Consider the following 26724-nt stretch of genomic DNA (forward strand, 5'->3'; position numbering starts at 1 on the left):
AGGTCATATGCCCCGAGCCCAAGACTGGCACGCGCCGCGCGCGGGCGCTGCCGTTCCGGCCACTTCCCGCGCGGCCCCGGAGGGGCGGCCCCTCAGCGCTTGGCGACGAACACGTGCGCGGCGACGTCCGCGCCCAGCTCCGCGGCCTCGCCGCTGCTGCCGACCAGCACGCCGCCCGCCGAGTCGGTCACGCTGACCACCGAGCCGGGCTGCACACCGGCGCGGCGCAGCGTGTACATGAGCTGGGCGTCCGTCTGGATCGGCTCGCCGATCCGGCGCACCACCACGGTCTTGCCCTCGGTGCCCGGGTCCAGCTCGGCCAGCGACACCATGCCCTCGTCGAGGAACGCCTCGGTCTCCGCCTTCTCGCCCAGCTCCTCCAGGCCCGGGATCGGGTTGCCGTACGGAGACTCGGTCGGGTGGCGCAGCAGCTCCAGCACGCGGCGCTCCACCGCCTCGCTCATCACGTGCTCCCAGCGGCACGCCTCGGCGTGGACCTGCTCCCACTCCAGGCCGATCACGTCGACCAGCAGGCACTCGGCGAGCCGGTGCTTGCGCATCACGCGGGTGGCCAGGCGGCGGCCCTCGTCGGTCAGCTCCAGGTGCCGGTCGCCCGCGACGGTCACCAGACCGTCCCGCTCCATCCGCGCGACCGTCTGGCTGACGGTCGGCCCGCTCTGGTCCAGCCGCTCGGCGATGCGGGCGCGCATGGGCACCACACCTTCCTCTTCGAGCTCGAGGATGGTGCGGAGATACATCTCCGTGGTGTCGATCAGTCCGGACATACGTGCCCCTCGAAAGATTCGTGCGCTGGCCCTGACTCAATTCTTGCGCATCACGCCGACAACCGTGCCGCCCCGGGGACAAGCCCGGTATTGACAGAGCAATGGTCCAGACCGCAACGTGATCCGCGACACGGAGAGAAGGGGCCCGACGATGCCTGACGCCATCGGCGAGAGCAAGCTGGCCGGTCGATTCTTCGACGCCGCGATCGGCCTGCTCCAGCGGGTGCGGGACGAGGAGGCGGAGAACATCGCCGCCGCGGGCGCGGCCGTGGCCACCGCGGTCGCCGGAGGCGGGCGGCTGTTCGCCTTCGGCGCGGGCCACTCCTCGCTCGCCGCCCAGGACGTGGTCTACCGGGCGGGCGGCCTGGCGCTGGTGAACCTGCTCGCCGTACCGGGCGCCGTCGGCGTCGACGTCATGCCCGCGACGCTCGGCTCCGCCCTGGAGCGGGTGGACGGCCTGGCCGGCGCGGTCCTCGACTCCTCGCCCGCCCGGGCCGGGGACCTCCTGTTCATCGTCTCGCTCTCCGGCCGCAACGCGCTGCCCGTCGAGATGGCCATGAACGCCCGCGCCCTCGGCCTGAAGGTGATCGGGGTGACCTCGGTGGCCTACGCGACGGAGACGAAGTCCCGCCACGTGTCGGGCACCTTCCTCAAGGACCACTGCGACATCGTGCTGGACTCCAAGATCGCCGTGGGGGACGCGGAGCTCACCCACGAGGGGGTCGACGCCCCGTTCGCGCCGGCGTCCACGGTCGTCACCAGCGCCCTGATGCAGGCCGTGATGGCGGCCGCGACCGAGGCCATGGTGGCGCGCGGCGTCGAACCGCCCCTGCTGCGCTCCGGCAACGTCGACGGCGGCCACGAGTGGAACGGCCGTGTGATGAGCGAGTACGCGGACCGGATCTTCTTCCGCCACTGAGGACCGTACGGACGGGCCGTCACCCCTCCAGCGTCGCCGCCAGGTCCACCGCGGAGGCGACGCGGACGGCGACGCTCTCCGCGTACACCGCGTCCGGGCGCTCGAACGCCGGGCGGGTGCCCGAGCGCAGGAAGGTGACCACACCCAGCGTCCGGCCCCGGCTGCGCAGCACCGCGCACAGCGCGTGCACCGCGTCCCGGGGCCACTGCCGCTCCCCCGCCCACCGCTCGTCGGCGGGTCCGGCACTCGCCCGCACCGGCCCCGTCCGGTCCACCGCCTGCAACGCCGGGTGCCCCGCCTCGTACCGCACCGGGATGCCCGCGCCCGTGAGGCGGGCGACCGGGCCGGGCGCCCCCACCGGGGACGCGGCGGCCCGCACCAGCCGGTCGCCCTGGAACAGGTCCACCAGCGCGTGGTCCGCGAAGCCCGCCAGCGCGAAGTCCAGGTAGGTGACCGCCGCCTCCATCGGGTCCTCGCACTCGGCGGCCGCGCCGCCCGCCCGGTGGAGCTGGCTGCACCGGAACCGCAGCCGGTCGGCCTCCTGCTCCGCCAGCCTCGCCTCCGTCACGTCCTGGAACAGCCAGCCGACGCCCAGCGGCACCGGCTCCTCCGCGAGCGGCGACGCCAGCCGCAGGAAGCCGCTGCGCCAGCAGCGCCGCCGCTCCCCCTCCGGCGTCCGCAGCGTCACCCACAGCTCGACCGGCGCCCGGGGCGGGCCCTCCGCCAGGACGTGGTGCAGCGCGCCCTCCAGCTCCTCCACGCCCTGCACGACCACCTCGCCCAGCGGGCGGCCGAGCAGCGTCGTCCGTCCGGCGCCCAGCGCCCGCGCCGCGTGGGCGTTCACCACGGTGGGGCGCAGGTCCACGTCGACCAGGACCACGCCCCAGGAGGCGTCGTCGAACAGCGCCTCGCTCAGGGCGATGGAGCGCTCCAGGTCGATCTGGGCGTGCACCTCGCTGAAGGCGCAGTAGACCCCGGCGGGCCGGCCGTCCGCGCCCCGCACCCCGGCCGACTGCGTCCGCACGAGCACCCGCCCGCCGTCCTTGCGCAGCAGGGCGAACTCGTGGACCTGGCGGCCGGGCGCCTCCATGACCGACATCAGCCGCCGGTGGACGTCGTCGGCGTCCGCGCTGCGCACGGCCCACCCGGCGAACCCGGGCCGTCCGACGGCCTCCTCGGCGCTCCACCCGAGGATCCGTTCGGCCTCACGGTTCCAGTGGGTGAGCACCCCGTCGGCGTCGAACGCGCACAGCGCGGCGTCCATCCCGTCGAGCAGCGCGGCGAGCAGATCCGCCCCGGTCGCGGCTCGCCCCTGGATCTCGCTCCTGGACGCACTCATCCCGGCACCCCCTGCAGGACGTGTACTCGCGTGCACGTGCACGCCCGGTCATTCAACTGGAACGTGACTCAGAACACAGCCGGTTCCCGGAAATCACCCGGCGCGAAAAAACCGGTTGTGGTGCGCCGGGGCGGTTCCTAGGGTGTGGAGCACACGAAGAAAGGAGGTGATCCGGAAGTGGTTTCTTTTCGGATGCGTGAGGTGACTGCGGGCTGAGGCCTGTTGTCGCACTCTGTGCAATGTCGGCAGGCCTCCTGCCGCAATCCCAAGCAGTCACCGACCCGCGGGCTCGCCGGCACATCCGGCCGGCCTCTCCGTCAGGAGAGCCAGAGCCCGCGGGTTTCTGCTTGCCACCGGCTGAGTAGCCGCGACGCGCGCCTCTGAGTACCCGCCCCGATGCCCGGCCCGCGGCCCGGCACGCAGGATGGCGGGCATGAACACCACCGACTCACAGGCCCCCGCCGCGCGGGACGGCTCCGCCCGGGACCCCTTCGCGCCGGACGTCCGGGCCGTACGCGTTTTCGCCGGGATCGGGCTGCTGGTGCTCGCGGTCACGTGCGTCGGCACCCTCGTCGTCCTGCTGCGCCAGGCCTACGCCGGCGACGGCGTCCCCGGCCCGCTGGCCGACCTCGCCCTGTGGTCGCTGGGCCTGTCCGGGCTGGTCGGCCTGTGGGCGCTGGGCATACCCCGTGACGCGGTCGGCCACCGGGTGCGGTGCGGGGCGGTCCTGGCGCAGTACGCGCTGGCCGTGGCCGCGCCGCTGCTGGCGGCGGTCGACCTCGCGTAGAGCGGGCGCGTCAGGGCGACAGCCGCTCCACCCGCCAGCCCTCGCCCTCCCGGACGTACCGCAGCCGGTCGTGCAGCCGGTTCTCGTGGCCCTGCCAGAACTCGACCGCCTCGGGTTCGATCCGGAAGCCGCCCCAGTGCGGCGGCACGGGCACCTGCTCGCCCTCCGGGTAGCGGGCCGCCAGCTCCTCGTACCGGGCCAGCAGCTCGGCCCGCGAGGCGATCACCGAGGACTGCTCGCTCGCCCAGGCACCGAGCTGCGAGCCGTGCGGGCGGGTGCGGAAGTAGGCGGCCGTCTCGTCGCGCCCGACGCGGCACGCCGTGCCCGTCACGAGCACCTGGCGGGCGACCGGGTGCCAGGGGAACAGGAGCGAGACGTACGGATTGGTGTCCAGCTCCAGGCCCTTGCGGGAGCCGTAGTTGGTGAAGAAGACGAAGCCCCGGGCGTCGAAGTGCTTCAGGAGCACCGTCCGGGACGAGGGCCGCCCGTCGGGCGTGGCCGTCGAGAGCACCATGGCGTTGGGCTCGACGACGGCGTCGCTGTCGACGGCCTGCGCGAACCAGCGGGCGAACTGGTCCATCGGCCCGTCCGCGAGGTCCGCCTCCAGGAATGCGGCGGTGCGGTACTGCTCGCGCATGTCGGCGGGATCGAGAGCTGCTGGGTCGAGAGCGTCTGTCACAAGGGCCATCCTGCCGTAGCGACCCAGTCTGCCCGGCACCGCGTGCCACTAATCCTCCCTGACCGGTTCGGCGGAGTGTGCCGGATGTCACGCTTCCCCGCATCGGAGGAACCCGACAGACTCATGCGCTGGGTCACTGTCCCCTCCCTACGACGGTGCCGGATGACCACCGGCCGTACGGGGCATCACCGCACCACTGGAAAGACTCACCTGACGAGGAGCCGCCTGATGTCCGACTTCGTACCCGGACTCGAAGGAGTCGTCGCGTTCGAGACGGAGATCGCCGAACCGGACAAGGAGGGCGGCGCGCTCCGGTACCGCGGCGTCGACATCGAGGACCTGGTCGGCCACGTCTCCTTCGGCAACGTCTGGGGCCTGCTGGTCGACGGGGCGTTCAACCCCGGCCTGCCGCCCGCCGAGCCGTTCCCGATCCCCGTGCACTCCGGCGACATCCGCGTGGACGTGCAGTCGGCGCTGGCCATGCTGGCGCCGGTGTGGGGCCTGCGTCCGCTGCTCGACATCGACGAGGAGCAGGCCCGTGACGACCTGGCGCGGGCCGCGGTCATGGCGCTGTCGTACGTCGCCCAGTCGGCGCGCGGCCAGGGCCTGCCGATGGTCCCGCAGAGCGAGATCGACAAGGCGCAGTCGGTCGTCGAGCGGTTCATGATCCGCTGGCGCGGCGAGCCGGACCCCAAGCACGTCAAGGCCGTGGACGCCTACTGGACGTCCGCCGCCGAGCACGGCATGAACGCCTCCACCTTCACCGCCCGCGTCATCGCCTCCACGGGCGCGGACGTCGCCGCGGCCCTGTCGGGTGCCGTCGGCGCCATGTCCGGCCCGCTGCACGGCGGGGCGCCCTCCCGCGTGCTGGGCATGATCGAGGAGATCGAGCGCACCGGTGACGCCGGCGCCTACGTCCGCCAGGCCCTCGACAAGGGCGAGCGCCTGATGGGCTTCGGCCACCGCGTCTACCGCGCCGAGGACCCGCGCGCCCGCGTGCTGCGCCGCACCGCCAGGGAGCTGGGCGCGCCGCGGTTCGAGGTCGCGGAGGCGCTGGAGAAGGCCGCCCTGGAGGAGCTGCACAACCGTCGCCCGGACCGGGTCCTGGCGACGAACGTGGAGTTCTGGGCGGCGATCGTGCTGGACTTCGCGGAGGTCCCGGCGCACATGTTCACGTCCATGTTCACCTGTGCCCGCACGGCCGGCTGGTCGGCGCACATCCTGGAGCAGAAGCGCACCGGGCGCCTGGTCCGCCCCTCGGCGCGCTACGTGGGCCCCGGCCCGCGCAGCCCGCGCGAGATCGGCGGTTACGAGGACATCACCGGCTGACGCACGCACCACCGCGACGGCGCCGCCCCGCACCGGGGCGGCGCCGTTCGCGTGCCGCGCTCAGCCCAGGACGTCGTCCAGCAGCGCCGCCCACTGGGCCACCACGCGCTCGCGGCGGGCCGTGTCGTCCGTGAGCAGGTTCGCCAGGCCCAGGCCGCGGGCCATGTCCAGCAGGCCCTGCACCGTCTCGCGCACACCGGGCCGGGACTCGTCGGCGCCCAGCAGCTCGACCGCGATGCGGTGGGTCTCGCGGCCGACCCGCGCCTCCAGCTCCGTGACCCGGGGCCGGAGCTGCTCCTCGTTGGAGGCGGCCACCCACAGGTGCAGGGCCGCCCGGAACAGCGGGCCGGTGTAGAGGGCGACCAGGGCGGCGACGACCGAGGCGCGGTCCTGCACGGGCAGGGCGCGCAGTGCCTGGGAGCGTTCCTCGGCGACGTACTCGACCGCCGCCGTGAACAGGTCCTCCCGGGTGGGGAAGTGGTGCTGCGCCGCGCCCCGCGAGACCCCGGCCCGTTCGGCGACGACGGAGACCGTCGAGCCCGCCCAGCCGTGCTCCGCGAGGCACGCCACGGCCGCCGCCAGGAGCCGCTGCCGGGTGGCCCGGCTGCGGTCCTGCTTCGGCGCCTTCGGAGCGGAGGTGGTCGTCACCACACCCATGCGGGGTCCCGTCGTTCGAGGAAGGCCGTCATTCCCTCGCGTGCCTCCGCCGAGGCGAAGAGCGAGGCCGAGCGCTGGACGAAGTCCTCCGCGTCGCGCTCGAACATCTCCAGCACCCTAGCCGTGACCAGCCTCTTGGCCTCAGCCAGCCCCTGGGGCGACGCCCGGCGCAGCCCGTCCAGCACGGGGGCGAGCACCGCGTCCACGTCGTCCCCGACCACCGTCGCCAGGCCGATCCGGGCCGCCTCGGCGGCGTCGAACCCCTCACCGGTGAGGTAGTAGCGGGCGGCCGCCCGCGGGTCGAGGCGGGGCAGCAGCGACAGGGAGATCACCGACGGGGCCACCCCGATCCGCACCTCCGTCAGCGCGAAGTCCGAGCCCGTCTGCACCGCCACGATGTCGCACGCGCCCAGCAGCCCCAGTCCGCCGGCCCGGACGTGCCCGTGGACCCGGGCCACCACCGGCTTGGGCAGCTCCACGATCGACCGCAGCAGCGCCACGAAGGTGTACGGGCTGGGCGGCGCCTTCAGGTCGGCGCCGGCGCTGAACGTGGACCCGGCGTGGGTGAGGACCACCGCCCGTACCGCCGGGTCCTTGCCGCAGCTCTCCAGCGCCGCCGCCAGCTCGCCGACGAGCCGCGCCGACAGGGCGTTGCGGTTGTCGGGGGAATCCAGCGTCAGGGTGGTGATGCCCCGCTCGTGCGCGGTGGTGACGAGACTCGTCATGCGCCTTCTCGCTCCCTCAGTTCGCGCCGGAGGATTTTCCCCGACGCCGCCCTCGGCACGCCGTCGACGAACTCGACGCGCCGGACCTTCTTGTACGGGGCGACCTTCCCTGCCACGAAGGCGATGATGTCGTCGCCCGTCAACCCGGTCGCGTGCGGCTGCCGGACGACGTACGCCTTGGGGACCTCGTTGCCGTCCTCGTCGTACACGCCGATCACCGCCGCGTCCGCGACGCCCTCGTGGGTCAGCAGCAGCGCCTCCAGCTCGGCCGGGGCGACCTGGAAGCCCTTGTACTTGATCAGTTCCTTGACCCGGTCGACCACGAACAGCCAGCCGTCCGCGTCGACCCTGCCGATGTCCCCGGTGTGCACCCAGCCGTCGGGGTCGATCATCGCGGCGGTGGCGTCGGGGCGGCCCAGGTAGCCCTTCATCACCTGCGGTCCCCGCACGGCGATCTCGCCGTCCTCGCCGGGGGCGGCGTCCTCGGCCGGGTCGTCCAGGGACAGCAGCCGCATCTCGGTGCCCGGCAGGAGCTTGCCGACCGCGCCCGGCGGCGGGTTGGGCGCGGACAGCGGCACGGCGTGCGTGGCGGGCGACAGCTCCGTCATCCCGTACGCCTGCCGCACCGGCGGCAGCCCGAGGCGGGCCGAGCACGCCTCGGCGAGCCGCGCGTCGAGCGGGGCGGCGGCGCTGACCACGTACTCCAGGCTGGACAGGTCGTAGCGGGTGACGGCCGGGTGCTTGGCGAGGGCCAGCACGATCGGCGGGGCGACGTACAGGGCGTTGATGCGGTGCTTCTCGATCGCCGCGAGGAAGGTGTCCAGGTCGAAGCGGGGCAGGACGACGACGGTGGCGCCCTGCCGCAGGGGGGCGTTCATCAGGGCGGTGAGCCCGTATATGTGGAAGAACGGCAGGACGGCCAGGACGCGGTCGCCCCGGCGCATCGGTATCAGCGGCTCGAGCTGGGCCAGGTTGGTGGCGATGGAGCGGTGCGTGAGCATGACGCCTTTGGGGACGCCGGTGGTGCCGGAGGAGTACGGCAGGGCTGCGAGGTCCTCGGCCGGGTCGATGGCGACGGCCGGTTCGGGGTCGGTCGAGGCCACCATGTCGAGGATCGAGCGGTGCCCCTCGGCCGCGTCGCAGACGAGGATCTCGGCCACGCCGCCGGCCAGTTCGGCCGCCCGGCGCGCGGTGGCGAGCAGCGGGGAGACGGTGACGATCCAGCGGGCGGAGGAGTCGCGGAGCTGCTTGGCGAACTCCTCCGCCGTGGACAGGGGGTGGACGGTGGTGACGGCCGCCCCGGCGCGCGTGGCGCCGTAGAAGACGACCGGGTAGGCGACCGTGTTGGGGCTGTGCAGCGCCAGGACGTCCCCCTTGCGCAGCCCCGCGCCGGCCAGCGCGGCGGCCACCCGCCGGTGGTAGGTGTCGATCTGGCCGTACGTGAGGCTCAGGTCGCCCGCCCCGTCGACGAGGGCGACCTCGTCGGCGTACGCGGCGGCCGACCGGGCCAGTACCGCGTCGTGGATGGGGAGGGAGACGGTGGGGACGTCCGCGTACTCGCTGTGGAACACCATCACGGCTCCTGTCGGTGCGGCTGTCCGTACTGGAGTCAGTACGACTTGGGCAGGCCCAGGGTCTGGTGGGACACGTAGTTCAGAATCATTTCCCGGCTTACCGGAGCGATGCGTGCCACTCGTGAGGCGGTGATGAGCGAGGCGAGCCCGAACTCGTGGGTGAGTCCGTTGCCGCCGAGGGTGTGCACGGACTGGTCGACGGCCTTCACGCACGCCTCGGCGGCGGCGTACTTGGCCATGTTGGCGGCCTCTCCGGCGCCGAGGTCGTCGCCCGCGTCGTAGAGGTGGGCGGCCTTCCGGGTCATCAGGCGGGCCAGTTCCAGCTCGATGTGGGCCTGCGCGAGGGGGTGGGCGATGGCCTGGTGGGCGCCGATGGGGGCCTTCCACACCTGCCGGTCCCGTGCGTACGCGACCGCCTTCGCCAGCGCGTAGCGGCCCATGCCGAGGGCGAACGCGGCGGTCATGATGCGCTCGGGGTTGAGCCCGGCGAAGAGCTGGAGCAGCCCGGCGTCCTCTCCCCCTCGGCCCTCGGCCTGGGAGGTACCCCCACCCACCAGCGCGTCGGCCGGGAGGCGTACGTCGTCGAGGGTCAGCTCGAACTGCTTCTCGTGGGCGTGCAGTTCCATGTCGATGCGCCGCCGCCCGAAGCCGGGCGCGTCGCGGGGGACGACGAACAGGCAGGGCTTGAGCTTCCCGGTCCGGGCGTCCTCGGTCCGTCCCACGATGAGGGTCGCGTCGGCGATGTCGACGCCGGAGATGAACACCTTGCGGCCGGTCAGCACCCAGTCGTCGCCGTCCCGGCGGGCGGTCGTGGTGATCCGGTGGGAGTTGGAGCCCGCGTCGGGCTCGGTGATGCCGAACGCCATGGTGCGCGTGCCGTCCGCCAGGCCCGGCAGCCAGTGGCGCTTCTGCTCGTCGGTGCCGAAGCGGGCGATGACCGTGCCGCAGATGGCGGGCGAGACGACCATCATCAGCAGCGGGCAGCCCGCGGCGCCCAGTTCCTCCAGGACGATGGAGAGTTCGGCCATGCCGCCGCCTCCGCCGCCGTACTCCTCGGGCAGGTTGACGCCGAGGTAGCCGAGCTTGCCCGCTTCCGCCCACAGGGCCGCGCGGTCGTGTTCGCGTCCGTGGCGGCGGCCGAGGGCGGCGACGGCGTCACGGAGGGCGGTGTGCTCCTCGGTCTCGATGACGGTGCTCATTGCTCTGTCTCCTCTTCGTACGACTCTTCCACGACGGCGAGCAGGGCACCGACCTCGACCTGGCGGCCGGGGACGGCGTGGAGCGCGGTGAGCGTGCCGGAGGCGGGAGCGGTGACGCGGTGCTCCATCTTCATGGCCTCCAGCCAGACGAGCGGCGCTCCCGCCTCGACGCGGGCACCCGCCGCGACGTCGGCGACCCGGACGACGGTGCCGGGCATGGGCGCGAGCAGCGAGCCGGGCGCGGTGCGCTCGGCGGGGTCGGTGAACCGGGGGTGGACGGCCAGCCGGTGGCCGTTCACATGGACGACGCCGTCGCCGTGGTCGGCCACCTCCCAGCGCCGTACGACGCCGTCCACGTCGAGGCGTACGCAGGTGGGCGTGGCGTCCACCACGCGCGCGTGCGGGTGGGACTCGACGGTGAACCCGCCGTCCCGGGTGGGCCGGTAGCGCACCTCGTGGTCGCCGTAGCGGGCTGTCTGCGGCGGTGACGGTACGGTGCGGAAGGCGCCGAACCGGCCGGAGCGGCGGACGGCGGCCGCGAGGGCGGCGGCGACGGCCGCGTACTCCTCGCCCGGCGCGGGCGCGGTGAGCCCGGCGAGGTTCCGCTCGTAGAAACCGGTGTCGAGGCGCCCGGCCGTGAAGTCCGGGTGCCGCAGCGACCGGGCGAGCAGGTCCCGGTTGGTGACCGGCCCGTGCACCCGGGCGCGCTCCAGGGCGTGGGCGAGCACGCGGACGGCCTCGTCCCGGGTCGGGGCGTGGGCGATCACCTTGGCGAGCATGGCGTCGTAGTGGACGCCCACGGTGTCCCCGGCGGCGTATCCGGCGTCGACGCGCAGCCCGGGGCCGGCGGGGAGGTCCAGGGCGTGCAGGACGCCCGACTGCGGCGCCCAGTCCCGGGCGGGGTCCTCCGCGTACAGCCGGGCCTCCACGGCGTGGCCGGTGGCGGCCGGGGGTTCGGGCGGCAGCGGTGCGCCCTCGGCGACGCGGAGCTGGAGGGCGACCAGGTCGAGGCCGAAGACGGCTTCCGTGACCGGGTGCTCGACCTGGAGGCGGGTGTTCATCTCCAGGAAGTACGCCTCGTCACCGGCGACCAGGAACTCGACCGTCCCGGCGCCGACGTACCCCACCGCCTTCGCGGCGGCCACGGCCGCGCCGTGGAGGGTCTCGCGCAGGGCAGGGCCCAGGCCGGGTGCCGGGGCCTCCTCGATGACCTTCTGGTGCCGCCGCTGGAGCGAGCAGTCCCGGGTGCCGAGCGCCCACACCGTGCCGTGCGCGTCGGCGAGGACCTGGACCTCGACGTGCCGGCCGCGCTCGACGTACGGCTCGGCGAACACCTCGCCGTCCCCGAACGCCGACCGTGCCTCGGCGGTGGCCGCCGCCAGTTCGCCCGGCAGGGCGGCGAGGTCCCGGACGACGCGCATGCCCCGGCCGCCGCCGCCCGCCGCCGCCTTGAGCAGCAGCGGCAGGTCGGCGTGCGTGGCGGTGGCGGGGTCGACCGGGGCGAGCAGCGGCACGCCCGCCGCCGCCATCAGCTCCTTGGCCCGCGTCTTGGACGCCATGGTCTCGATCGCCCCGGGCGGCGGGCCGATCCACGTCAGGCCCGCGTCGGTCACCGCCCGCGCGAAGCCGGCGTTCTCGGACAGGAACCCGTACCCCGGGTGCACCGCGTCGGCGCCCGCCGCCAGCGCGGCCTTCACGATCAGGTCCCCGCGCAGGTACGTCTCCGAGGGCGCCGCCCCCGGCAGGCGTACCGCCGCGTCGGCCTCCCGCACGTGCAGCGCCGTGGCGTCCGGGTCGGCGTACACCGCGACCGTGCCGATGCCGAGCGAGCGGCACGTACGGAAGACGCGGCAGGCGATCTCGGCCCGGTTGGCGACGAGGACGGAAGAGATCATCACTGTGGCCTCACATCCGGAAGACGCCGAAGCCGCCGCGGGCGCCTTCGACCGGGGCGTTGTGGATCGCCGACAGGCACAGGCCGAGGACGGTACGGGTGTCGCGCGGGTCGATGACCCCGTCGTCGTACAACCGCCCCGACAGGAACATCGGCAGGGACTCGGACTCGATCTGCTGCTCCACCATGGCGCGCAGCGCGGCGTCGCCCTCGTCGTCGTACGGCTGCCCCTTGGCGGCGGCGGACGCGCGGGCGACGATCGACAGGACGCCGGCGAGCTGCTGCGGGCCCATGACGGCGGACTTGGCGCTGGGCCAGGCGAACAGGAAGCGGGGGTCGTAGGCGCGGCCGCACATGCCGTAGTGCCCGGCGCCGTACGAGGCGCCCATGAGCACGGACAGGTGCGGGACGCGGGAGTTGCTCACCGCGTTGATCATCATCGCGCCGTGCTTGATGATGCCGCCCTGCTCGTACTCCTTGCCGACCATGTATCCGGTGGTGTTGTGGAGGAACACCAGCGGGATGTCGCGCTGGTTGGCGAGCTGGATGAACTGGGCCGCCTTCTGCGACTCGGCGGAGAACAGCACGCCCTGGGCGTTGGCGAGGATGCCGACCGGGTAGCCGTGCAGACTCGCCCAGCCCGTCACGAGGGAGGGCCCGTACAGCGGCTTGAAGGCGTCGAAGTCCGAGCCGTCGACGATCCGGGCGATGACCTCGTGCGGGTCGAAGGGGGTCTTGAGGTCGCCCGGCACGATCCCGAGCAGTTCCTCCGGGTCGTACGTCGGCGGTGCGGCGGCCGGTGGATCGGGGTGCGCCTTGCGGTGGTTGAGGCGGGCGACGATCCGGCGGGCCTGGCGGATGGCGTCGGTCTCGTCGACGGCGTAGTGGTCGGCGAGCCCGGACACGCGCGCGTGCATCTCGGCGCCGCCGAGGGACTCGTCGTCGCTCTCCTCGCCGGTGGCCATCTTGACCAGGGGCGGACCGCCGAGGAAGACCTTCGACCGCTCCTTGATCATCACGGTGTGGTCGGACATGCCGGGAACGTAGGCCCCGCCCGCCGTCGAGTTGCCGAAGACGACGGCGATGGTGGGGATACGGGCGGCGGACAGCCGGGTGATGTCCCGGAAGAGCGCCCCGCCGGGTATGAAGATCTCCTTCTGGGAGGGCAGGTCCGCGCCGCCGGACTCGACGAGGGCGATGCAGGGCAGGCGGTTGGCGTACGCGATCTCGTTGGCCCGCAGCGCCTTCTTCAGCGTCCAGGGGTTGGACGCGCCGCCGCGTACGGTCGGGTCGTTGGCGGTGATCAGGCACTCGACGCCCTCGACGACACCGATGCCGGTGACGATCGACGCGCCGACGGGGTAGTCGCTGCCCCAGGCCGCCAGCGGGGAGAGTTCGAGGAACGGGGAGTCGGGGTCGACGAGCAGCTCGATCCGTTCGCGGGCCAACAGCTTGCCGCGCCCCCGGTGGCGGGCGGTGTACTTCTCTCCCCCGCCGGCCAGGGCCTTTTCGTGCTCGGCCGCCAGTTCGGCGAGCTTGGCGAGCATGGCCTCGCGGTGGGCGGCGTAGTCGGGGCCGGCCGTGTCGAGGGCGGTGGCCAGGACGGTCACAGGAGGGCCTCCGGGATGTCGAGGTGGCGGGCGCGCAGCCATTCGCCGAGCGCCTTGGCCTGCGGGTCGAACCGGGCCTGGGCGGCGACGCCCTCGCCGAGCAGGCCGGTGACGGTGAAGTTCAGGGCGCGGAGGTTCGGCAGGACGTGCCGGACCACCTCCAGGGGCGCGGCCTCCGGGAGCAGTGCGCGCAGCCGGTCGGCGGTGAGGGCGTGGGCGAGCCACCGCCACGCCTCGTCCGTGGGCACCCACACGCCGATGTTGGCGTCGCCGCCCTTGTCGCCGCTCCTCGCCCCGGCGACCCGCCCGAGCGGGGCGCGCCGGACGGGGCCGTCCGGGAGCGGTTCGGGCAGGGGCGGCGGCGGCACGGGCTCCAGCGTCCGGGTGCGCGCCGGGGGCGGGACCACCTCGCGCCGCCCGTCCGGGAGCACGGCGGTGTGGGTGACGGTTCCGGGGTCGGCGTACACCGCCTCGAACACCCCGTAGGGCGCGCCCTTGCCGGGCGGGGCGGTCAGGTGGAAGCCGGGGTAGCTGGACAGGGCGAGTTCGACCGCCGCGCCGCTCACGGCCCGGCCCACCGTGTCCGGGTCGGCGTCCCGGACGACCAGCCGCAGCAGGGCGCTGGCGGTCTCCTCGGTGGAAGCGTCCGGCCGGTCGGTGCGGGCCAGCTCCCACCGCACCTCGGCGGGCTTCACGGCGAGGGCGTCCTCCAGTTGCCCGCGCACCAGCCGCGCCTTGGCCTCGATGTCGAGGCCCGTCAGCACGAAGACGACCTCGTTGCGCCAGCCGCCGAGCCGGTTCAGCCCGGCCTTCAGCGCCGGGGGCGGTGCCTCGCCCCGCACGCCGGTGATCCGCACCCGGTCGGGGCCGTCGGGCTCGAGGCGCACGGTGTCGAGCCGGGCGGTGACGTCGGGGCCCGCGTACCGGGCGCCCGCCGTCTCGTACAGGAGCTGCGCGGTGACCGTGCCGGTGTCCACGACGCCGCCCGTGCCGTCCTGCTTGGTGATGACGGACGTGCCGTCCTCGTGCAGTTCGGCGACCGGGAAGCCGGGGCGGCGCACGTCGTGCCCGGTGAAGAAGGCGTAGTTGCCGCCCGTGGCCTGGGTGCCGCACTCCAGGACGTGCCCGGCGACCACGGCTCCGGCGAGCCGGTCGTACTCGTCGGGGCCCCACCCGAACCACCAGGCCGCCGGCCCGCTGACCAGCGCCGCGTCCGTGACCCGCCCGGTCACCACCACGTCGGCCCCGCCGCGCAGGCACGCCGTGATGCCGCCGCCGCCCAGGTAGGCGTTGGCCGTCAGGGCGCCCTCCGGCACGGGGAGCTGGTCGCCCTCGACGTGGGCGACGCGCACCTGTGGCAGCCCGAGGCGGTCCGCGAGGGCGCGCAGCGCGTCGGCGAGACCGGCCGGGTTGAGGCCCCCGGCGTTGGTCACGATCCGCACGCCCCGGTCGTGGGCGAGCCCGAGGCCCTCCTCCATCTGGCGCAGGAAGGTCCTGGCGTAGCCGAGGCGCGGGTCCTTCAGGCGGTCGCGGCCGAGGATGAGCATGGTCAGCTCGGCGAGGTAGTCCCCGGTCAGGACGTCCAGTTCACCGCCGGTGAGCATCTCGCGCACGGCGTCGAAGCGGTCGCCGTAGAAGCCGGAGGCGTTGCCGATCCGCAGGGCCCTCGTCATGACGCCGCCGTGGCCGCGTTCCCGGGGCCGGCCGTGGCCGCGTCCCCGGGACCGGCCGTGGCCGCGCGACCGGGACCCGCCGTGGCCGCGTTCCCGGGACCGGCCTTGGGCGGGCGGCCGGGACCGGCCTTGGGCGGGCGGCCGGGGCCGGCCGGTCCGGCGAAGGCCTGGGCGATGTCGAGCCACCGGTCGGCGTCGGCGCCCTCGGCGCGTACGGCCAGGTCGGCGCGGTGGGCGCGCTGGGTGACCAGCAGGCAGAAGTCCAGGGCGAGGCCGGTGATCCTCTGGGGGGCGTCCTCGGGGCCGTAGGCCCACAGGGTGCCGTCCGGCGCGGTCAGCTCGACGCGGAAGGGCTGGGCGGGCGGGGTGAGTCCGCGTACCGCGTAGGCGTAGTCGCGGGCCCGTACACCGATCCAGGCGACGTGCCGCAGCCGGGCGGTCGGCGGGCGTACGGCGCCGAGGGCGTCGGCGACGTCCTGGCCGTGCGCCCAGGTCTCCATCAGGCGGGCCGTGGCCATGGAGGCGACGCTCATGGGCGGCCCGTACCAGGGGAAGCGGGCGCCGGCGGGGGCGGCGCGGAGGGCGTCGAGGAGCCGGGCGCGGCCGTCGCGCCAGCGGGCGAGAAGTCGGTGCGGGGGCACGGTGGCGCCCTGGGCCGCCCCGTCGTCGACGAAGGTGGCGGGTGCGTCGAGCGCCTCCCGGACGTGGGCCGCGAAGGCGTCCGCGTCCGTGACGGCGAGCAGGGCCGCGTCGTCGGTCCAGGCCAGGTGGGCGATCTGGTGGGCGACGGTCCAGCGGGGCGCGGGGGTGGGGGTGGCCCAGCCGTCCGCTCTCAGGCCCGCGACCAGGTGGTCGAGCTCCTCGCTCTCGTCGCGCAGATCAGCCAGCAGGGCATCGGACACGGTGCGCTCCCTCCGGGACACGGCAGTGCGTGCCCCGGAGCATGGCAGCGCCCCAGGAAACAAGCAAGCATGCTTGCTTTACTTCTCGGCCGTCCGCTTCGGCATCTGCGACCGCACCGCGCCCATGCTCGCCGCGATGACCAGCGCGATCGCCAACGCGTCGGTGACGGACAGGGCTTGACTCAGCACGAGGAAACCGGCCGTCGCCGCGATCGCGGGCTCCAGGCTCATGAGGATCGCGAAGGTCGGGGCGGGCAGGCGGCGCAGCGCGAGCAGTTCGAGGGTGTACGGGAGGACCGACGACATCAGCGCGACGGCCAGGCCCAGCCCGACGGTGGAGGGCACCAGCAGCCTGGACCCCGCCTCGGCGACGCCCAGCGGCACGGTGAGCACCGCGCCGACCGCCATCGCCAGCGCCAGCCCGTCAGCCTGCGGGAAGCGCCGTCCGGTGCGGGCACTGAAGACGATGTACGCCGCCCACATCACGCCCGCCGCCAGCGCGAACGCCGCGCCCACCGGGTCGAGCCGGTCGAACCCGCCGCCGCTCAGCAGCACCACCCCCGCCAGGGCGAGCCCGGCCCACACCAGGTTGACCAGCCGCCGCGAGGCGATCACCGACAGTGCGAGCGGCCCGAGCACCTCCAGGGTGACGGCGGCGCCCAGCGGGATGCGGTCGGCGGCCTGGTAGAACAGCACGTTCATGCCCGCCATGGCGGCACCGAAGGCGACCACCGTCCCCCAGTCGGCCCGCGTGTAGCCGCGCACCCTGGGCCGGCACAGGGCCAGCAGCACGACGGCGGCGAGGACCAGCCGGAGGGTGACGACCCCGAGGGCCCCGGCACGCGGCATGAGCAGCACGGCGACGGCCGACCCGAACTGCACGGACAGCCCGCCGGCCACCACCAGCGCGACCGGCCCGAGCGCGGCGCGCCGCCGGTGCGGCCCATCGGGACGGGCGGCCGCCGCCTCGGGCAGCGCGACGGCGGCGGCGTCCGCGGTACGCGCGGCGACATCCGTACGGGCGGCGTCGTTCACACCGGGACCCTCACGACTTTCTCTTCAGCGAAGTGCTGTGCACTGGACTCACGGTTCAATGTACTGCACCAACGACCCGGAGCCCACCCCTCCACCGTAAGGGGCGTCTCTCAGCCCTCCAGCCCCTCCGCCAGCACCTCCGCCAGGTGCCTGGCCCGCCGGCCCGCGAGCTGGTCGAGCTGGGTGCGGCAGGAGAAGCCGTCCGCCAGCAGCTCGGCGTCCGGGGCGGCGGCGCGCACGGCGGGGAGGAGCCGGTCCTCGGCGCAGGCGACCGAGACGCCGTAGTGGCCGCGCTCGAAGCCGAAGTTCCCGGCCAGGCCGCAGCAGCCGCCGCTCAGCTCGCCCGTGAGGCCCGCGCGGGCCAGCAGGCGGCGCTCGGCGGCGTCGCCGAGGACCGCGTGCTGGTGGCAGTGGATCTGGCCGGCGACCGGGCGGTCCAGGCGGGGCGGCCGCCAGTCGGGGGCGTGCTCCTCCAGTGCCTGGGCGAAGGTGCGGACCGACGCGGCCAGGCGGTGGGCGCGCGGGTCGTCGGGGAGCAGCTCGGGCAGGTCGGTGCGCAGGGCGGCGGCGCAGCTCGGTTCGAGGACCACCACGGGGCTCCCCAGGACCGGGGCCATGGTGTCGAGGGTGCGGCGCATGACCCGGCGGGCGTGGTCGAGCTGGCCGGTCGAGACGTACGTCAGGCCGCAGCACACCCGGCCGGGCGGCAGCGCCGGGCGCAGGCCCGCCGCCTGAAGGACCGTGACGGCGGCGCGGCCCACCGAGGGCGCCAGGTGGTCGGTGAACGTGTCCGGCCACAGCAGCAGGTCGCCCGCCTCCGCGCCCCGGCGGGCGAACCAGGCGCGGAAGGTCTCGGGCGCCAGTGACGGGAGGTCCCGCTCCGGCGCGATGCCGGCCACCCGCTTGGCCAGGGCCGCGAGCGGGCGCACGCCCAGCAGGGCGTTCAGCGGCCGGGCAAGGGGCGCGGCGAGCCGCAGCCAGTACGGCAGGCGGCCCATGGCGTAGTGGGCGGCCGGGCGCGGCCGCCCGGCGTAGTGGTGGTGCAGGAACTCCGCCTTGTACGTGGCCATGTCGACCCCGACCGGGCAGTCGCTGCGGCAGCCCTTGCAGGACAGGCACAGGTCCAGCGCGTCCCGCACCTCCGGCGACCGCCAGCCGTCGGTCACCACCTCGCCCGCCAGCATCTCGTGCAGCAGCCGGGCGCGGCCGCGTGTGGAGTGCCGCTCCTCCCCCGTCGCCCGGAAGGAGGGGCACATCACGCCGGGGCCCTGTTCCGGCCCTTCCACCCGGCACTTGGCGACGCCCACGCAGCGCCGCACGGCGGTGGTGAAGTCGCCGCCGTCGTGCGGGTAGCCGAACGCCACGTCCACCCGCTCGCGCGGCAGGACGGCGAAGCGGAGGTTCTCGTCGAGGCGGGCGGGCCGGGCGAGCATGCCGGGGTTCATGCCGCCGGCCGGGTCCCACAGGTCCTTGAACCGGCCGAAGAGGGCGACCAGCTCGTCCCCGTACATCCTGGGCAGCAGCTCGGCGCGCGCCTGCCCGTCGCCGTGTTCGCCGGAGAGCGAGCCGCCGTGGGCGACGACGAGTCCGGCGACGTCCTCCGAGAACCGCCGGAAGCGCCCCACTCCCGCGTCCGACACGAGGTCGAAGTCGATGCGGACGTGGATGCAGCCGTCCCCGAAGTGGCCGTAGGGCGCGCCGGTCAGCCCGTGTTCGGCGAGCAGGGCGCGGAAGTCGCGGAGGTACGCGCCCAGGCGGGCCGGCGGGACCGCGCAGTCCTCCCAGCCGGGCCATGCCTCGGTGCCCCCGGCGGTGCGCGTGGCCGTCCCGGCGGCGTCCTCGCGGACCCGCCACAGCGCGCGCCGGCCGGCCGGGTCGGTGACGACGGTGCCGTCCAGGGCGCCGGCCGCGCGCAGGATCCGGGCCGCGTGGGCGGCGGCCTCGGCGGGCGTGGCACCACCGGTCTCGGCGAACAGCCAGGCGCCGCCCCGGGGCAGGGCGGCGCGGGCGGCCGGGTCGCGGACCAGGTCCTCGGCCATGCCCTCCACGGTGAGGGGGCGCAGCGGCAGCAGGCCGGGTGCCGCGTCGGCGGCCGCGCCCTCGTCGGCGTACCCGAGGACGGCGAGGGCGCGGGCGGGCGGCGACTCGACGAGCCGTACGGTCGCCTCGGTCAGCACGGCGAGGGTGCCCTCGCTGCCGCAGAAGGCGCGGGCGACGTCGGTGCCGCGCTCGGGGAGCAGGGCGTCCAGGGCGTAGCCGGAGATGCGGCGGGGAAGGCCGGGCGGGAAGCCGGTGCGCAGGGCGGCGAGGTGGCGCCCGACCAGGTCCGTGAGCCCCTCCGGTGCGCCCTGCCCGCCGCGCCCCAGGGACAGTTCGGTGCCCCCGTACGTCACGACCGAGAGCCGCTCGACGTTGTCGGCGGTCGTGCCCCACGCCACCGAGTGGGACCCGCACGCGTTGTTGCCGATCATCCCGCCGAGCGTGCAGCGGCTGTGCGTGGACGGGTCGGGCCCGAAGGTCAGCCCGTGCCGGCGCACCTCCTCGCGCAGTCGGTCGAGCACCACACCCGGCTGGACGACGGCCCTCCGCGCCTCGGGGTCCACCGAGACGATGCCGCGCAGGTGGCGGGTGAAGTCCAGCACGACGCCGGTCCCGGTCGCCTGCCCGGCGATCGAGGTTCCGGCCCCGCGCGGCACGACCGGCACGCCGTGCTCCCGGCACACCTCCAGGGCGGCCGCCACGTCCGCCGCGTCGCGCGGGGCCACGACCCCGACGGGGACGCGACGGTAGTTGGACGCGTCCATGGTGTGCAGCGCCCGGGCCGCCGCGCCGAAGTCGACCTCGCCACGCACGGCGGCGCGCAGGGCCCGTGCGATCTCCGTCCGACGCTGATCACCCATACGGCCAGCATGCCCCCGGCCGGGCCGGTGGCCGCCCGTCCCTCGCCGAGGCGTCCGTAAGAAAGCGCACAAGAACTTCCCAAAGTGATCGTCAAGTCTCTTATAGTGACCCGGAATTGTTAGGGAATTGACGGCTCCAGATGCCCCCCACGACGCCCAGAGGACTGACGATTTGCGCCCCTTCCTCCGGCCCCTCCGGCCGGTCGCGCCGACCCTGCTGATCTCGGCGGCCGTCACCGGCCTCCTGTCCGCGGGGGCCGTGGCCGTCGCTCCCGGCTCCGTGCGGACCCCGCTGGCGTGGGGTTCGGCCACCGCCGCCGTCCTGCTGACCGCCGCCGTCACCACCGCCGCGTACGCGCTCGCCGCCGCCCGCAGAGCCGCCCGCGCGAGGACGGAGGCGGAACGCGCCGCCACCGAGGCCCGCGCCGAGGCCGACCGTGCCGTCGCCGGGGCCCGCGCCGAGGCCGACCGCGCCCGCGCCACCGCCGGCCGTGCCGTCGCCGAGGCCCGCGCCGAGGCGGACCGGGCCGTCGCGGCGGCCCGCGCCGAGGCCGACCGTGCCATCGCCGGGGCCCGCGCCGAGGCGGACCGCGCCCGCGCCGAAGCCGCCCGCAGCGAGACCGGCCGCGCCGCCGCCGTGGCCGCCTGCGCCAACGCCGCCGGCCGCATGCAGGCCCTGGCGACCAGCATGCTGGCCGACCTCCGCGAGATGGAGCACCGGCACACGGACGAGGACGTCCTGACCGACCTGCTCCACCTCGACCACCGCACCGCCCAGGCCGGCCGCCTCGCCGACTCCATCGCCGTGCTCACCGGCGCCCGCTCGGGCCGCCGCTGGGCGAAGCCGATCGTGATGGAGTCCATCCTGCGCGGCGCCATGAGCCGCATCGGCGGCTACCAGCGCGTACGGCTCCACACCACCAGCGACGCGGCCATCGCCGGCCACGCCGCCGAGGGCGTGATGCACGCCCTGGCCGAACTGCTCGACAACGCCGCGAACTTCTCGCCGCCCACCGCCGAGGTCCATGTGTACGTCGAGGAGGTCCCGGCCGGGCTCGTCGTCACCGTGGAGGACAGCGGCCTGGTCATGAGCGACGTCCAGCTCCGCCGCGCGGAGCGGGCCGTCACCGCCGAAGGGGCCGACCTGACCGGTCTGTCCGGCACCCGTCTCGGCCTCGCCGTCGTCGGCCGCCTGGCCCGCAAGCACGGCCTGACGGTGTCCTTCCGCCCCTCGGCCCGGGGCGGCACCGGGGCGCTCATGATGATCCCGCACGAGCTGATCACCCGCGTCCGCCCCGGCACCCGCCCCCGCGCGCAGGCCGCCACCGCCACCACCCCCGGCACCGCCGACCGCGCCCCCGCCACCACCCCCGGCACCACGGCCCACACGCCCGGCGCCACCCCACGCACCACCCCCGGCCCCACCACCCCCGGTGCCGCCGAGGAGCGCCCCTCCTCCCCCTTCGCCGGCGCCGACACCCCCGCACCCGCCCGGCTTCCCAAGCGCCGCAGGGGCCAGACCCTCGCCGCCGCCCACCCCGAAGGCACCCCCCCCACCCCCCCCAGCCCCGCCGAGCCCACCGAACCCGCCTCCCGGACCCGGTCGGCGGCCCGATTCAGCAGCTTCCGCCAAGCGGTACGCACCACCACGGAAGGCACCCCCCGATGACCACCGGCACCACGACCGACGACAAGCTCAACTGGCTCCTGGAGAGCCTGCTCCAGCGCACGCCCGGCGCCCGCCACGCGCTCGTGCTGTCCCGGGACGGCCTCAAGCTGTGCCGTACTCCCGAGCTCTCCGTCGACCAGGCCGACCAGCTCGCCGCCATAGCGGCCGGCATCCAGAGCCTGTCGCACGGCGCGTCCATGGAGTTCGGCGACGGGACCGGCGGTGTGCGGTCGGCGATGGCCGAGTTCTACGGCGGCGTCCTGCTCATCGTCGAGGCCGGGGAGGGCGCCCACCTCGCGGTCGTCGCCGCCGAGGACTCCGACGTCGGCCTGATCGGGCACAACATGAGCGAGCTCGTCGAGCAGCTCGGCGAGCACCTGCACGCCGAGCCCCGCACCCCGTGAGCCCCGGCAGCCACCGGGACGAGTCACCGGACCGGCTGTACACCCTCACCGGTGGCCGCACCCGGTCCGCCCCGGACACGCCGTTCGACCTGGTGACCCTGGTGGTGGCCGAGTCCGAGCCGGTGCCCGGCATGCAGTCCGAGCACGCCGCGATCCTGCGCATGTGCCGGCGCCCCACGGCGGTCGTCGAGGTGGCGGCCGAACTCGCCCTGCCGGTGGGCATCGTGCGCATCCTGCTGGCCGACCTGCTCGGCACGGGCCGGATCAGCGCCCGTCACCCGCGCAGCGCCGGCCACGGCTCCGCGTACCACCTTCCCGACCCCGACATCCTGGAGCAGGTGCTCGTTGGACTCCGCAACCTCTGAACGGACACCGCTCACCAGCACCGCCGACAACGGTCTCAAGATCGTGATCGTGGGCGGCTTCGGTGTCGGCAAGACCACCCTCGTGCGCTCGGTCAGCGAGATCCGCCCCCTCAACACCGAGGAGACGATGACCCGCGCGGGCGAGGCCGTCGACGACGTCGCCCAGGTGGGCACCAAGACGTCCACCACCGTCGCCTTCGACTTCGGCCGGATCACGCTGGACGCGCACAACGTCCTGTACCTCTTCGGCGCCCCGGGGCAGGAACGTTTCTGGTTCCTGTGGGACCGGCTGTTCTCCGGCACCCTCGGCGCGGTCGTCCTCGTCGACACCCGCCGCCTCGCCGACTCCTGGTACGCGATCGACCGCCTGGAGCACCACGGCATGCCCTTCATCGTCGCCTGCAACGACTTCGGCGGCCCCGCCCACACCGAGCGGGAGATCCGCGAGGCGCTCGACCTGGCCGACGACGTGCCGCTGGTGGAGTGCGACGCCCGCGACCGGTCGTCCAGCAAATACGTACTGATCACGCTCGTCACCCACCTCCAACGCCTGCACGCCCAACGGGAGACCAGAACATGACCGCCCCCGTGCCCCTGTCCGGCCCCCGGTTCCAGGCCGAACCCGCCGAGCTGTACCGGGAGATGCGGCGCGAGCACGGAGCCGTCGCCCCCGTCGTGCTCGACGGGGACGTCCCCGCCTGGCTGGTGCTCGACTACCGCGAGCTCCACCAGGTCACCAGCGACCCGGTGCTCTTCAGCCGCGACTCCGAGCTGTGGAACCAGTGGGACCGCATCCCCGGTGACTGGCCGCTGCTGCCGATGATCGGCCGCAAGCAGCCGTCGATCCTCTACACGGTCGGCGAGCGGCACCGCGAGCGCGCCGCGATGATCGGCGACGCGCTGGAGTCCGTCGACCCCTTCACCCTGCGCCGGTACGCCGAGGGGTACGCGGACGGGCTCATCGACGCGTTCTGCGGCGCGGGCGAGGCGGAGCTGATCGCCCAGTACGCCATGCTGCTGCCGGTCCGCGTGCTGGTGAAGATCTACGGCGTGCCCGACGAGCAGGGCCCCGGGCTCGTCACCGCGCTCAACGACATGATCGACGGCCGGGAGCGGGCCCTGGACGGGCAGCGCCACCTGGCCGAGGCGATATTCGGCCTGCTCACCGCCAAGCGGGCCGACCCGGGTGAGGACGTGGCCTCCCGCATGCTGGCCGACGCCTCCGGCTTCACGGTCGAGGAGATGGCGCAGGACCTGATGGTGATGATGGCGGCCGGGCACCAGCCGACGGCCGACTGGATCGGCAACTCGCTGCGCCTGATGCTGACCGACGACCGGTTCGCCGCGTCCCTGTCCGGCGGCCGGCACTCCGTCGCCGAGGCGATGAACGAGGTGCTGTGGGCCGACACCCCGACCCAGAACGTGGCCGGCCGGTGGGCCTCGCGCGACACGCGCCTGGGCGGGCGGCACATCAGGGCCGGTGACCTGATCCTGCTGGGCCTGGCCGCCGCCAACGCCGACCCGCAGGTCCACATCGACAACGCCGCCCTCACCGGCGGCAACAGCGCCCACTTCTCCTTCGGGCACGGCGAGCACCGCTGTCCGTTCCCCGCCCAGGAGATCGCCGAGGTCATCGCGCGCACCGGGATCGAGGTGCTGCTGGACCGGCTGCCGGACCTGGATCTGGCCGTCCCGGCCGACGCGCTCACCCGGCGCCCTTCGCCCTGGCTGCGCGGCCTGACGGACCTGCCCGTGACGTTCACCCCGACCCCCGCCCTGGGAGGCACCCCGTGATTCCCGTAGAGGAACCCATCCCCCTCGACCCGTTCGTCACCGACCTCGACGGGGAGAGCGCGGCGCTGCGCGCGGCCGGGCCGCTGGCCCGGGTCGTCCTGCCGGGCGGGGTGCCGGTGTGGGCGGTGACGCACCACGCGGAGGCGCGCGAGCTGCTCACCGACCGGCGGCTCGTCAAGGACATCAACGTGTGGGGTGCCTGGCGGCGCGGCGAGATACCCCCGGACTGGCCGCTGATCGGCCTGGCCAATCCGGGCCGGTCCATGTTGACCGTGGACGGTGAGGACCACCGCCGGATGCGGGCGCTGGTGGCGCAGGCGCTCACCCCGCGCCGGGTGGAGCGGATGCGGGCGCGGATCACCGAGCTGACCGACGGCCTGCTGGACGGCCTGGTGGCGTACGAGCCGGGCGCGGTCGTCGACCTCAAGGCCGCCTTCGCCCACCCCCTGCCCATGTTCGTGATCAGCGACCTGATGGGTGTGGACCCGGCGGACCACCCGCGCCTGAAGGTGCTGTTCGACAAGTTCTTCTCCACCCAGACGCCGCCCGAGGAGGTCGTGGCGACCCTCGGCGAGCTGGCGGAGATGATGGCGAAGGTGGTGGCCGCGCGGCGCGCGGAGCCGGGCGACGACCTGACGAGCGCGCTGATCGCCGCCTCCGAGGGCGGCGACCACCTCACCGACGAGGAGATCGTCTCCACCCTCCAGCTCATGGTGGCGGCGGGCCACGAGACGACGATCTCGCTGATCGTCAACGCCGTGGTGAACCTGTCCAACCACCCCGAGCAGCTCGCCCTGGTCCGCTCCGGCGAGGCCAACTGGGACGCGGTGGTCGAGGAGACCCTCCGCTTCTCCACGCCCACCTCCCACGTGCTGATCCGGTTCGCGACCGAGGACGTCCGGGTCGGCGACCGCACGCTGCCGGCGGGCGAGGCGCTGATCGTGTCGTACGGGGCGATCGGCCGGGACGAGAAGCAGCACGGCCCGAGCGCCGGCGTCTTCGACATCACCCGCTCGCCCAACCGGCACATCTCCTTCGGCCACGGCCCGCACGTCTGCCCCGGCGCCGCGCTGTCCCGGCTGGAGGCGGGGGTGGCCCTGCCCGCGCTGTACGCCCGCTTCCCCGGGCTCACCCTCGCCGTGCCCGCGACGGAGCTCCGCAACAAGCCGGTCGTCACGCAGAACGATCTTTTCGAACTCCCCGTACGGCTGCGCTGACCGGCGCTGACGTCTCATTTTCTCGTCTCATCCGACGGACACGGCCCTCGGCCGTGTCCCCGAACGGCTAGGCTCCGATGCGTGGCTGAGATCCGGATTCCCGCTGACATCAAGCCCGCCGACGGCCGTTTCGGCGCGGGCCCCTCCAAGGTGCGTACGGAGGCGCTGGACGCCCTGGCCGCCACCGGCACCTCCCTCCTCGGTACGTCCCACCGCCAGGCCCCGGTCAAGAACCTGGTCGGCGAGGTCCGCGCGGGCGTACGCGACCTGTTCTCCCTGCCCGAGGGCTATGAGGTGATCCTCGGCAACGGCGGATCGACCGCCTTCTGGGACATCGCGACCCACGGGCTGATCGAGAACAAGTCGCAGCACCTGTCCTTCGGCGAGTTCTCCTCCAAGTTCGCCAAGGCCGCCAAGCTGGCGCCGTGGCTGGCGGAGCCGACCGTCGTCTCCTCCGACCCGGGCACGCACCCCGAGCCGCACGCCGAGGCGGGCGTGGACGTGTACGCGCTCACGCACAACGAGACCTCCACCGGTGTCGCCGCGCCCGTCCGGCGCGTCGAGGGCGCCGACGAGGGCGCGCTGGTCCTGGTGGACGCGACCTCCGGCGCGGGCGGCCTGCCGGTCGACATCGCCGAGTCGGACGTCTACTACTTCGCCCCGCAGAAGTCGTTCGCCGCCGACGGCGGCCTGTGGATCGCGGTGTTCTCGCCCGCCGCGCTCGAGCGCGCCCGGCGCGTCCACGCCTCGGGCCGCCACGTCCCCGAGTTCTTCTCGCTGCCGACCGCGATCGACAACTCGCTGAAGAACCAGACGTACAACACCCCGGCGCTGGCGACCCTCTTCCTGCTCAACGAGCAGCTCAAGTGGATCAACGGCCAGGGCGGCCTGGACTGGTCGGTGCGCCGCACCGCGACCTCGGCGCGCACGCTGTACGGCTGGGCGGAGGACTCCAAGTACGCGTCGCCGTTCGTGACCGACCCCGCGAAGCGGTCGCAGGTCATCGGCACGATCGACTTCTCGGACGAGGTCGACGCCGCGGCGGTCGCCAAGGTGCTGCGCGCCAACGGCATCGTCGACACCGAGCCGTACCGCAAGCTGGGCCGCAACCAGCTCCGGATCGCGATGTTCCCGGCGATCGACCCGGCGGACGTCGAGGCGCTGACGGCCTGCGTCGACCACGTGATCGAGAAGCTGTAGCCGGCGGTACGCACACACGGACAGGGCCCCGACCCATGGCGGTCGGGGCCCTTTCGTATGCGGCCGAT

The 26724-nt window shown here is 74.3% G+C and carries 23 protein-coding genes; 10 read left to right on the plus strand and 13 right to left on the minus strand.

The features are described 5' to 3' along the window. Positions 1 to 92 precede the first annotated feature (92 nt). Complete coding sequence (locus E2B92_RS09250) at positions 93 to 785, minus strand: metal-dependent transcriptional regulator (RefSeq protein WP_126884320.1); 693 nt, start codon at positions 783 to 785, stop codon at positions 93 to 95. 163 nt (positions 786 to 948) lie between these two features. Here E2B92_RS09250 and E2B92_RS09255 point away from each other — a divergent pair, with 163 nt between their 5' ends. Continuing rightward, the gene (locus E2B92_RS09255; protein ID WP_126884342.1) at positions 949 to 1704 is read left to right on the plus strand and encodes an SIS domain-containing protein; all 756 of its coding nucleotides are present in this window, start codon (positions 949 to 951) and stop codon (positions 1702 to 1704) included. Positions 1705 to 1723: 19 nt separating this feature from the next. Here the strand turns inward: E2B92_RS09255 and E2B92_RS09260 are convergent, their stop codons facing one another. Next, complete coding sequence (locus E2B92_RS09260) at positions 1724 to 3043, minus strand: PAS domain-containing protein (RefSeq protein WP_126884319.1); 1320 nt, start codon at positions 3041 to 3043, stop codon at positions 1724 to 1726. Between the two features lie 433 nt (positions 3044 to 3476). Here E2B92_RS09260 and E2B92_RS09265 point away from each other — a divergent pair, with 433 nt between their 5' ends. Beyond that, complete coding sequence (locus tag E2B92_RS09265) at positions 3477 to 3830, plus strand: hypothetical protein (protein WP_126884318.1); 354 nt, start codon at positions 3477 to 3479, stop codon at positions 3828 to 3830. A gap of 10 nt (positions 3831 to 3840) precedes the next feature. On the opposite strand, the gene pdxH is transcribed toward E2B92_RS09265, so the two are convergent. Continuing rightward, a complete protein-coding gene (gene pdxH, locus E2B92_RS09270; RefSeq protein ID WP_126884341.1) occupies positions 3841 to 4467 on the minus strand; it encodes a pyridoxamine 5'-phosphate oxidase in 627 nt (208 codons plus the stop codon). 270 nt (positions 4468 to 4737) lie between these two features. Between pdxH and E2B92_RS09275 the strand changes: the two genes are divergently transcribed. Continuing rightward, complete coding sequence (locus E2B92_RS09275; RefSeq protein WP_126884317.1) at positions 4738 to 5838, plus strand: citrate synthase 2; 1101 nt, start codon at positions 4738 to 4740, stop codon at positions 5836 to 5838. 60 nt (positions 5839 to 5898) lie between these two features. On the opposite strand, the gene E2B92_RS09280 is transcribed toward E2B92_RS09275, so the two are convergent. The 10 genes from E2B92_RS09280 to E2B92_RS09325 form a co-directional block, all read right to left on the minus strand. Next, positions 5899 to 6495 carry a TetR/AcrR family transcriptional regulator gene (locus E2B92_RS09280; RefSeq protein ID WP_126884316.1) on the minus strand — a complete coding sequence of 199 codons (597 nt, stop codon included), beginning with the start codon at positions 6493 to 6495 and terminating at the stop codon, positions 5899 to 5901. After that, complete coding sequence (locus E2B92_RS09285; protein WP_126884315.1) at positions 6483 to 7220, minus strand: enoyl-CoA hydratase family protein; 738 nt, start codon at positions 7218 to 7220, stop codon at positions 6483 to 6485. Before E2B92_RS09285 ends, E2B92_RS09280 begins: the two co-directional genes overlap by 13 nt. Then, on the minus strand, positions 7217 to 8794 hold the full coding sequence (locus E2B92_RS09290; RefSeq protein ID WP_126884314.1) for a 4-coumarate--CoA ligase family protein: 1578 nt from the start codon (positions 8792 to 8794) through the stop codon (positions 7217 to 7219). The genes E2B92_RS09285 and E2B92_RS09290 overlap by 4 nt, the downstream gene beginning before the upstream one ends. Before the next feature lie 35 nt (positions 8795 to 8829). Beyond that, on the minus strand, positions 8830 to 9993 hold the full coding sequence (locus E2B92_RS09295) for an acyl-CoA dehydrogenase family protein (protein ID WP_126884313.1): 1164 nt from the start codon (positions 9991 to 9993) through the stop codon (positions 8830 to 8832). Next, positions 9990 to 11888 carry an acetyl/propionyl/methylcrotonyl-CoA carboxylase subunit alpha gene (locus tag E2B92_RS09300; RefSeq protein WP_126884312.1) on the minus strand — a complete coding sequence of 633 codons (1899 nt, stop codon included), beginning with the start codon at positions 11886 to 11888 and terminating at the stop codon, positions 9990 to 9992. Before E2B92_RS09300 ends, E2B92_RS09295 begins: the two co-directional genes overlap by 4 nt. A gap of 10 nt (positions 11889 to 11898) precedes the next feature. Then, positions 11899 to 13497: an acyl-CoA carboxylase subunit beta gene (locus E2B92_RS09305; RefSeq protein ID WP_126884311.1), complete on the minus strand. Its 1599-nt coding sequence runs from the start codon at positions 13495 to 13497 to the stop codon at positions 11899 to 11901. Continuing rightward, positions 13494 to 15170, minus strand: coding sequence for an acyclic terpene utilization AtuA family protein (locus E2B92_RS09310; RefSeq protein WP_126884310.1), 1677 nt, complete (start codon positions 15168 to 15170; stop codon positions 13494 to 13496). The genes E2B92_RS09305 and E2B92_RS09310 overlap by 4 nt, the downstream gene beginning before the upstream one ends. Further along, positions 15167 to 16072 carry a TIGR03084 family metal-binding protein gene (locus E2B92_RS09315; RefSeq protein ID WP_133087462.1) on the minus strand — a complete coding sequence of 302 codons (906 nt, stop codon included), beginning with the start codon at positions 16070 to 16072 and terminating at the stop codon, positions 15167 to 15169. The genes E2B92_RS09310 and E2B92_RS09315 overlap by 4 nt, the downstream gene beginning before the upstream one ends. 78 nt (positions 16073 to 16150) lie before the next feature. After that, a complete protein-coding gene (locus E2B92_RS09320; protein WP_126884309.1) occupies positions 16151 to 17107 on the minus strand; it encodes an EamA family transporter in 957 nt (318 codons plus the stop codon). 110 nt (positions 17108 to 17217) lie between these two features. Continuing rightward, complete coding sequence (locus tag E2B92_RS09325) at positions 17218 to 20007, minus strand: FAD-binding and (Fe-S)-binding domain-containing protein (RefSeq protein WP_126884308.1); 2790 nt, start codon at positions 20005 to 20007, stop codon at positions 17218 to 17220. A gap of 172 nt (positions 20008 to 20179) precedes the next feature. Between E2B92_RS09325 and E2B92_RS09330 the strand changes: the two genes are divergently transcribed. The 7 genes from E2B92_RS09330 (at position 20180) to serC (ending at position 26656) form a co-directional block, all read left to right on the plus strand. Further along, a complete protein-coding gene (locus E2B92_RS09330; RefSeq protein WP_133087463.1) occupies positions 20180 to 21676 on the plus strand; it encodes a sensor histidine kinase in 1497 nt (498 codons plus the stop codon). After that, positions 21673 to 22080: a roadblock/LC7 domain-containing protein gene (locus E2B92_RS09335; protein ID WP_126887409.1), complete on the plus strand. Its 408-nt coding sequence runs from the start codon at positions 21673 to 21675 to the stop codon at positions 22078 to 22080. Before E2B92_RS09330 ends, E2B92_RS09335 begins: the two co-directional genes overlap by 4 nt. Further along, entirely contained in the window at positions 22077 to 22445 is a 369-nt protein-coding gene (locus E2B92_RS09340) for a DUF742 domain-containing protein (protein WP_126887408.1), read from the plus strand. The genes E2B92_RS09335 and E2B92_RS09340 overlap by 4 nt, the downstream gene beginning before the upstream one ends. After that, positions 22426 to 23025 (plus strand): GTP-binding protein, encoded by a 600-nt coding sequence (locus E2B92_RS09345; RefSeq protein WP_126887407.1) that lies wholly within the window; start codon positions 22426 to 22428, stop codon positions 23023 to 23025. Before E2B92_RS09340 ends, E2B92_RS09345 begins: the two co-directional genes overlap by 20 nt. Continuing rightward, the gene (locus E2B92_RS09350) at positions 23022 to 24239 is read left to right on the plus strand and encodes a cytochrome P450 (protein WP_126887406.1); all 1218 of its coding nucleotides are present in this window, start codon (positions 23022 to 23024) and stop codon (positions 24237 to 24239) included. Before E2B92_RS09345 ends, E2B92_RS09350 begins: the two co-directional genes overlap by 4 nt. Further along, on the plus strand, positions 24236 to 25456 hold the full coding sequence (locus E2B92_RS09355; protein ID WP_126887405.1) for a cytochrome P450 family protein: 1221 nt from the start codon (positions 24236 to 24238) through the stop codon (positions 25454 to 25456). Before E2B92_RS09350 ends, E2B92_RS09355 begins: the two co-directional genes overlap by 4 nt. Before the next feature lie 81 nt (positions 25457 to 25537). Next, on the plus strand, positions 25538 to 26656 hold the full coding sequence (gene serC, locus E2B92_RS09360) for a phosphoserine transaminase (RefSeq protein WP_126887404.1): 1119 nt from the start codon (positions 25538 to 25540) through the stop codon (positions 26654 to 26656). The last annotated feature ends 68 nt before the right edge of the window (positions 26657 to 26724 follow it).

Source organism: Streptomyces sp. WAC05374 (genome assembly GCF_004353505.1).
In the GTDB taxonomy this organism is placed as follows: Bacteria; Actinomycetota; Actinomycetes; order Streptomycetales; family Streptomycetaceae; genus Streptomyces.